This is a genomic window from Cellulosimicrobium composti (assembly GCF_010287905.1).
In the GTDB taxonomy this organism is placed as follows: Bacteria; Actinomycetota; Actinomycetes; order Actinomycetales; family Cellulomonadaceae; genus Cellulosimicrobium; species Cellulosimicrobium composti.
In genome coordinates, this window is sequence record NZ_JAAFAN010000109.1 from 1 (window position 1) to 7,113 (window position 7,113).

General features: G+C 74.8%; 4 protein-coding genes. 2 read left to right on the top strand and 2 right to left on the bottom strand.

The window, feature by feature from the left end:
- Together GYH36_RS18550 and GYH36_RS18555 are read left to right on the top strand one after the other, a co-directional pair.
- A partial coding sequence (locus GYH36_RS18550; protein WP_162290621.1) for a LysM peptidoglycan-binding domain-containing protein occupies positions 1-912 on the top strand: 912 nt, incomplete at its 5' end.
- 28 nt (positions 913-940) lie between these two features.
- Positions 941-1,639 carry an Rv3235 family protein gene (locus GYH36_RS18555; RefSeq protein ID WP_162290623.1) on the top strand — a complete coding sequence of 233 codons (699 nt, stop codon included), beginning with the start codon at positions 941-943 and terminating at the stop codon, positions 1,637-1,639.
- 70 nt (positions 1,640-1,709) lie between these two features.
- Here the strand turns inward: GYH36_RS18555 and GYH36_RS18560 are convergent, their stop codons facing one another.
- Both GYH36_RS18560 and secA read right to left on the bottom strand, forming a co-directional pair.
- Positions 1,710-3,380: an enoyl-CoA hydratase-related protein gene (locus GYH36_RS18560; protein ID WP_162290624.1), complete on the bottom strand. Its 1,671-nt coding sequence runs from the start codon at positions 3,378-3,380 to the stop codon at positions 1,710-1,712.
- A gap of 307 nt (positions 3,381-3,687) precedes the next feature.
- The gene (secA, locus tag GYH36_RS18565) at positions 3,688-6,741 is read right to left on the bottom strand and encodes a preprotein translocase subunit SecA (protein WP_024839343.1); all 3,054 of its coding nucleotides are present in this window, start codon (positions 6,739-6,741) and stop codon (positions 3,688-3,690) included.
- Positions 6,742-7,113: the final 372 nt, after the last annotated feature.

Consider the following 7,113-nt stretch of genomic DNA (forward strand, 5'->3'; position numbering starts at 1 on the left):
GTCGGCGAGCGCCTGGTCCTGCGCGCCGCGCCGCGCGTGGTCCGCCGGGCCGCGCGCGTCGGCGTCGGCGTCTCGGTCGGCGCGGGCCTCGTCCTCTCCGGCGGGGCGGCCCACGCGAGCGCGCCGCCGCCCGACGAGCCCGCCGTCGTCGCGGTCGACATCGGGTGGCGCGCCTCGGCCCCGGACACGGGGGCGGAGCCTCGCGACACCTCGACGCCCGCGCCCGAGCGGCCCGCGCACGGAGAGGAGGACGGCACCCCGCCGACGGGACCGAGTGCCGCGGACCGGGCGGCCGACCGCGGCGTCGTCCCGGCCACCGGTGCGGTGACCGGCCGCGGGGCCGCGACGGACACGGCGACGGACACGGCGACGGGCACGGGTGCGACGAGCGGGGGCGCGACCTCCTCGGCCGCCGGCCGGGGCGGGGCCGCGTCGGCGGCGGAGGACGCCGCGAGCAGGGCGACACCCGCGACAGGCGCCGGGACCACCGGGCGCGACTCCGGGGCGCAGCCCCGCGACGCCGGGACCGAGCGCGGGGCGGCCACGACCGCGCCCGGCGCGACAGGGGCGCAAGCATCGTCCGCTTTGACGAGCACCGGCACGGCGGAGAGCGGGCCGCGCGTGACGGTCGGGCCCGACCGCGGCGCCGCGACCGTCCACGGCGGCGCGACGGGGCGGGGTGACGCGCTGCTCACGGCCACGCGCGACGTGTCGCCGGGCCCGGCGGCGGAGGTCGTCGTGGTGCGGGGCGACACGCTGTGGTCCATCGCCGCGCGCCACCTCCCGCCGGACGCGACCGCCGCCGACGTCGCCTCCGCCGTGCAGCGCTGGCACGCGGCGAACGCGGACGTCGTCGGCGACGACCCCGACCTCATCCTCCCCGGCCAGGTGCTCACCGCGCCCGTCGCATGACGACCCGACCTCACGAAGGAGCCCGACGATGACCGCTCCCCTGCGCCCCTGCTCCGAGACCCCCGCCGCCGCCGTCACGGGTGGCACCGCGACCCTCCGCCGCCCCACCACCCCCGGCACGGGCACGGGCACCCTCCGCCGGGCTGCCACACCCGACGCCGGCTCCGACACGACGACCACCGGGGCCGGCGCGCCCGCCGGGATCGCGGCCCGCGCCACCCCGAGGACCGCCCCGGCGCGCACGGCCCGCTCGGCGAGCGTGCCCGCGCCGCCGCCCGCGCGCCTGCTGCGCTGCGTCGGCGAGCAGCTCCCCCCGGCGGTCGACGTGCGCGACGGCGGCGCGCGACCTCCGCAGCACGTCGTGCGCGGCCGCCCGCTCGCACCGACGGCCCCGGTGCCGCTCCCGGACCCGACGGCGATGTGCTGCGCCGTCGTCCGTGCGGCGCTCGAGGTCCTTCGCGGCGAGCGCACGGTGGGCCAGCTCGCGCGCTGGGTCTCGCCCGAGATCTACGAGACGCTCGCCCGCCGGGCCCGGCTCGTGGCCGACGCGGGCGTCGAGAGCGCGACACGGCCGGTGACGATCCGGCGCGCGCGACTCGTCCGGATCGGCGAGGGGGTCGCTGAGGGGACGGTCGTCGTCGACGACGGCGACCGCGTACGCGCGGCCGCCGCTCGGCTGGAGGCCCGCCGCGGCACGTGGCGGGTCGTGGCCCTGGAGATCGGCTGAGCGCCCAGCCACGCCACCGGACGCTCGCGGCCCGCCCGACCTGCCGGTCCGACGGGCCGCGGTCGGCGCGTCACGCGCGCGGCGTGGCGAACCGCAGTTTCTCCGGCGTGGCGTCGGCGGGCGACTTGCGCAGGAACGCGCGGCGCTGGGCGGAGAACCCGTTGCGGTCGTCGAAGAAGTCGCGCGCCATCTCGGCGAGCTCGATCGTCTGGTAGGACGTCAGGGGCCGGTCGGTCGCGCGGCGCTCGGCGCGTGCCGTGAGCATCGCGGCGAGCGTCTCCGGCTCCGCGTACCCCTGCGCGGTCGACGACAGCCAGTCCTCGAACTCGCCCCACTCCCGCGGGCCGACCCCGTCGACGAGCCCGATGCGTGCGGCCTCGGCCGCGGAGACCGGCAGCTTGCCCTGGAGCAGCCGGGACGCACGCCGGGCGCCCACGCGCGCCGGGACGCTCCACGTGTGCAGCTCCGACCCGAAGATCCCCATGTCGTAGTAGGGGTTGAGGACGACGCCGTCGCGCGCGAGCGTCACGTCGGCGCACAGGCCGGCCATCACGCCGCCCGCGCCCGCGTTCGCGGTGAACGCGGCGACGGTGAGCTGCTCGGCGGACGCGACGGCCAGGCACAGCTCGTCGATCGCGCAGATGTTCTCCCACGCCTCCGTCGCCGGGTCCACGGCCGCGTCGATCGCACCGAGGTGGATCCCGTTCGAGAACGCGTGCTCGGTCCCGCGGACGACGAGCACCCGGGTGTCCTCGGTGAGGGCCTTCTCGACGGCCGTCGTGAGGCGCCGGCACTGCTCGGTGTGCATCGCCCCGTTGTAGGAGCGGATCGTCAGGGTCCCGACGGCGCCGTCGCGCACGTACGTCGTCTCCGCCAGAGCGTCCGGGACGGGGCGGAAGGGCGCCCGGCCCGCGTCGATCACCTGCGTCGCCGGGAGCTTCGGGCCCCGGCGCGCGCCCAGCTCGGCCGCGTACCCGACCCACAGGGTGCCCTGGCCGCACGCGACCGCGACCGCGTCGAAGTGCCGCCCCACGACGGTGCCGGGCGCCTCCCCGGTGTGCTCGGGCGAGGCGACGGCGTCGAACAGGCAGACCGACCGGCCGTCGACCTCCGCAGGAGCCCCGGGCGCCCCGTCCGCGGCGGCGACCAGGCGCTCCAGCTCCGCGGCGGGGCGGCTCCAGTCGAGCCGGAAGTCGGCGCGGCGCAGCAGGGGCAGCTCGCCGACGTCCGTGACGACCTGCGGCCAGGTCTCCGCCAAGGCGGGCTCCTCGCCGTCGGCCACCTTGCGGATCACCTCGTCGACGCACGCCATCGCGGCGTCGGCGACTCGGCTGTTGTACAGCGCGCTCTTGGACACGGGACCGGACGGCATGTCGAAGACCGACGTCGCCCACACGGGCCCGGCGTCGAGCTCCTCCACGGCCGACAGGGCCGTGACGCCCCACTGCTCGCGCCCGTCGCGGATCGCGTGGTCGAGCGACGACGGGCCGCGGTCGCCCACGGGGCCGGGGTGCACGACCACGGTGGGCCAGCGGTCGTAGACCGAGCTCGGCACGCGGTGCTTGAGGAACGGGCACAGCACGAGGTCGGGGTCGGCCCGCTCGACCGCACGCGTCATCGCGGCGGCCGAGTCGAACGTCGGGGCGAGCTCGACGCCGACGTCGTGGCCCTGCTCCTTCAGGGAGCACCACACCCGCTGGGTGAGACCGTTGAAGGCTGAGACCAGCAGGAGGATCCTCATCGGGCGGTGAACTCCTTCGTCGTGCAGACGTGCTCGGACGTCCTGCACTCTAACCAGACGCACCGCATTCACGACAATTCGCTATTCGCAGGATGATCGTCACGGACCCGGCGCACGTCCGGGCGCGGTCCCTTCGCGCGTCGAGGACGCAGCCCGAACGCGGGGTCCGAGCCGCACGGCACCGGAGACACGCGGCACCGGAGACGCCGCACCCGAGACGCGCGGCGCCGAGACGCCCGGCCTCCGGAGACGCCACGAGGTGTGCCGCGCGCGCGACACACCTCGTGGCGTCAGGACGGTCCGGCCGTCACTCCTCGTTCTGGCCGTGGCAGACCTTGTACTTCTTGCCCGAGCCGCACGGGCACTGCGCGTTGCGCGGGGTGCCCGGGAAGGTCCGGCCGTCGCTCTCGACCGCCGTCGCCTCGCCGTGCAGGGCGCGGCGCGCCCGTCGCCCGGCGTCGCCCGAGACGACCGCGCGCCCCGTGCCGTCCTCGCTCGGCGCGCTGTAGGACAGCGGCACCTGGCGGTCGGGGCCGTCCAGGCCCTTCGCGATGAGCGTCCCCGCGCGGGCGCCGTCCGGGCCGCCGAACGCGGCCGGGGTCGCCACGGGCGCGGGTGCCGCGGCGGGGGCGTCGGCGACCGGGGCGTCCTCGACGGGCTCGTCGGCGACCGGTGCGTCCTCCACGGGGGCGTCCTGCTGCACGGCGGCCTGCTGCTGCGCCGCCGCCGCGAGGCCCGCGGCCGCACCTGCGGACGCCGCACCGGCCGCGCCGCCGAGCGCCTGGCCCGCGGCCGACTGCGCGGCCTGCGCCGCGTCCGCCGCGGAGATCGACGCCTGGCCCGCGGCGCCCGCGCCCGGCTCGGCGACCTTGACCTCGAGGTTGAACAGGTACCCGACCGTCTCCTCCTTGATGGCCTCGGTCATCGCCTGGAAGAGCTGGTACCCCTCGCGCTGGTACTCGACCAGCGGGTCACGCTGCGCCATCGCGCGCAGCCCGATGCCCTCCTTGAGGTAGTCCATCTCGTAGAGGTGCTCGCGCCACTTGCGGTCCAGGACCGAGAGCGTCACGCGGCGCTCGAGCTGGCGCATGTTCGCCGCGCCGAGCTGCTCCTCCCGGTTCTGGTAGGCGATGCGCGCGTCGGAGAGGATCTCCTCGAGCAGCATCTCGCCCGTCAGGCGCGTCTCGCCGCCGGCCTGCTCGACCACCTCGTCCACCGTGATCGAGATCGGGAAGACGGCGCGCAGCGCGGTCCACAGCGCGTCGAGGTCCCAGGTCTCGGGGTTGCCCTCGGCCGTGGCGCCCTCGACGTACGCCGTGACGACGTCGGTGAGGAAGTGCTGCACCTGCTCCTGCAGGTCCTCGCCCTCGAGCACGCGGCGGCGCTCGTCGTAGATGACGGTGCGCTGGCGCGACAGGACGTCGTCGTACTTGAGGACGTTCTTGCGGATCTCGAAGTTGCGCGACTCCACCTGACCCTGCGCGCTCGCGATGCCGCGCGTGACCATCTTCGACTCGAGCGGCACGTCGTCGGGGAACCCGGCACGGTTCATCATCGACTCGGCGAGGTTCGAGTTGAACAGCCGCATGAGGTCGTCCTGCATCGACAGGTAGAACCGGGACTCGCCCGGGTCGCCCTGACGGCCGGAACGACCGCGCAGCTGGTTGTCGATGCGGCGCGACTCGTGACGCTCGGTGCCGAGAACGTACAGGCCGCCGAGCTCCTTGACCTCGTCGTGCTCGGCCGCGACCGCTGCCTTCGCCTTCTCGAGCGCGTCGGGCCAGGCCGCCTCGTACTCCTCCGGGTTCTCCGCGGCGTCGAGGCCCCGGGCCGCGAGGTCGGCGACCGCCATGAACTCCGCGTTGCCGCCGAGCATGATGTCGGTACCACGACCGGCCATGTTCGTCGCGACCGTCACGGCGCCCTTGCGACCGGCGAGCGCGACGATCGACGCCTCGCGCTCGTGCTGCTTGGCGTTGAGGACCTCGTGCGGCACGCCGTGCTTCTTCAGCTTGGACGACAGCAGCTCGGACTTCTCGACGCTCGTCGTGCCGACGAGCACCGGCTGACCCTTCGCGTGGCGCTCGACGATGTCCGCGACGACCGCGTCGAACTTGCCCTCCTCGTTCTTGTACACGAGGTCCGGCTGGTCGACGCGCTGCATCGGCCGGTTGGTCGGGATCGGCACCACGCCGAGCTTGTACGTGCCCTGGAACTCGGCCGCCTCGGTGTCCGCCGTACCGGTCATGCCCGAGAGCTTGGAGTACAGGCGGAAGTAGTTCTGGAGCGTGATCGTGGCGAGCGTCTGGTTCTCCGCCTTGATCTGCACGCCCTCCTTGGCCTCGATGGCCTGGTGCATGCCCTCGTTGTAGCGGCGGCCCGGGAGGATGCGCCCGGTGTGCTCGTCGACGATCATGACCTCGCCGTTGAGCACGACGTAGTCCTTGTCGCGCTTGAAGAGCTCCTTCGCCTTGATGGCGTTGTTGAGGAACCCGATGAGCGGCGTGTTGAGCGACTCGTAGAGGTTGTCGATGCCGAGGTAGTCCTCGACCTTCTCGATGCCGGGCTCGAGCACGCCCACGGTGCGCTTCTTCTCGTCGACCTCGTAGTCCGTGCCCGGGCTGAGGCGGCGCACGACCTTGGCGAACTCGCCGAACCAGCGGTTCGTGTCGCCCGACGCGGGCCCCGAGATGATGAGCGGCGTGCGCGCCTCGTCGATGAGGATCGAGTCGACCTCGTCGACGATCGCGAAGTGGTGGCCGCGCTGCACGAGGTCGTCCGTGGACCACGCCATGTTGTCGCGCAGGTAGTCGAAGCCGAACTCGTTGTTCGTCCCGTACGTGATGTCCGCGGCGTACTGCTCCCGGCGCTGGGCCGGCGTCTGCCCGGACAGGATGCAGCCCGTGCTGAGGCCGAGGAACCGGTAGACGCGGCCCATGAGCTCGCTCTGGTACTTGGCGAGGTAGTCGTTGACCGTGACGACGTGCACGCCCTTGCCCTCGAGCGCGTTGAGGTACGCGGCCGTCGTCGCGACGAGCGTCTTGCCCTCACCGGTCTTCATCTCGGCGATGTTGCCGAGGTGGAGCGCGGCGCCGCCCATGAGCTGGACGTCGAAGTGCCGCTGGCCGAGCGTGCGGCGCGACGCCTCGCGCACCGCGGCGAACGCCTCGGGCAGGATGTCGTCGAGGGTCTCGCCGGCCGCGAGCCGCGCCTTGAAGCGGTCGGTCTCCTCCCGCAGCTCCTCGTCGGTGAGATCCTCGAAGCCCGGCTCGAGCTTGTTGACCTGGTCGGCGATGCCGGACAGCTTCTTGAGGATCCGGCCCTCGCCGATGCGAAGGACCTTGTCGAGGATCGAAGGCACGCAGGACTCCCGTATCGATCGGTGCCCGGGCCGGGTGGTCCGGGGGCAGCGCCGACGCTCTGCCGCGCGGGCGCGCACGGCAGCGGACGTCGGCAACGTCACACAACATCGTAGGCGAGTCGGAGCCGCATCGGTCCCGTCCGGGTTTCGCCGACGACGAACCTCGCCCGCGAGGTCGCCCGCCAGCGTACGACGGCGCGTCACCGGCGCGCCGGTGCGGCCCGCCGCGCGAGGGCCTGCGCCGGGCGGCCCCGGCGCGCGGGCGCCGCGCGCGCTCAGCGCGCGGGCGCCCCGCGCCGGCCGCGGGCCGGGGCGCCCCCGGCCCCGCGCCCGGGCGCCCCGGGGCCCCGCGGGGCGCCCGGGCACGCCCGG

What these genes read in the sequence shown, in the direction of transcription:
- GYH36_RS18555 (WP_162290623.1), top strand. Translation starts at nt 941, where the DNA reads ATGACCGCTCCCCTGCGCCCCTGCTCCGAGACCCCCGCCGCCGCCGTC.
- GYH36_RS18560 (WP_162290624.1), bottom strand. Translation starts at nt 3,380, where the DNA reads ATGAGGATCCTCCTGCTGGTCTCAGCCTTCAACGGTCTCACCCAGCGG.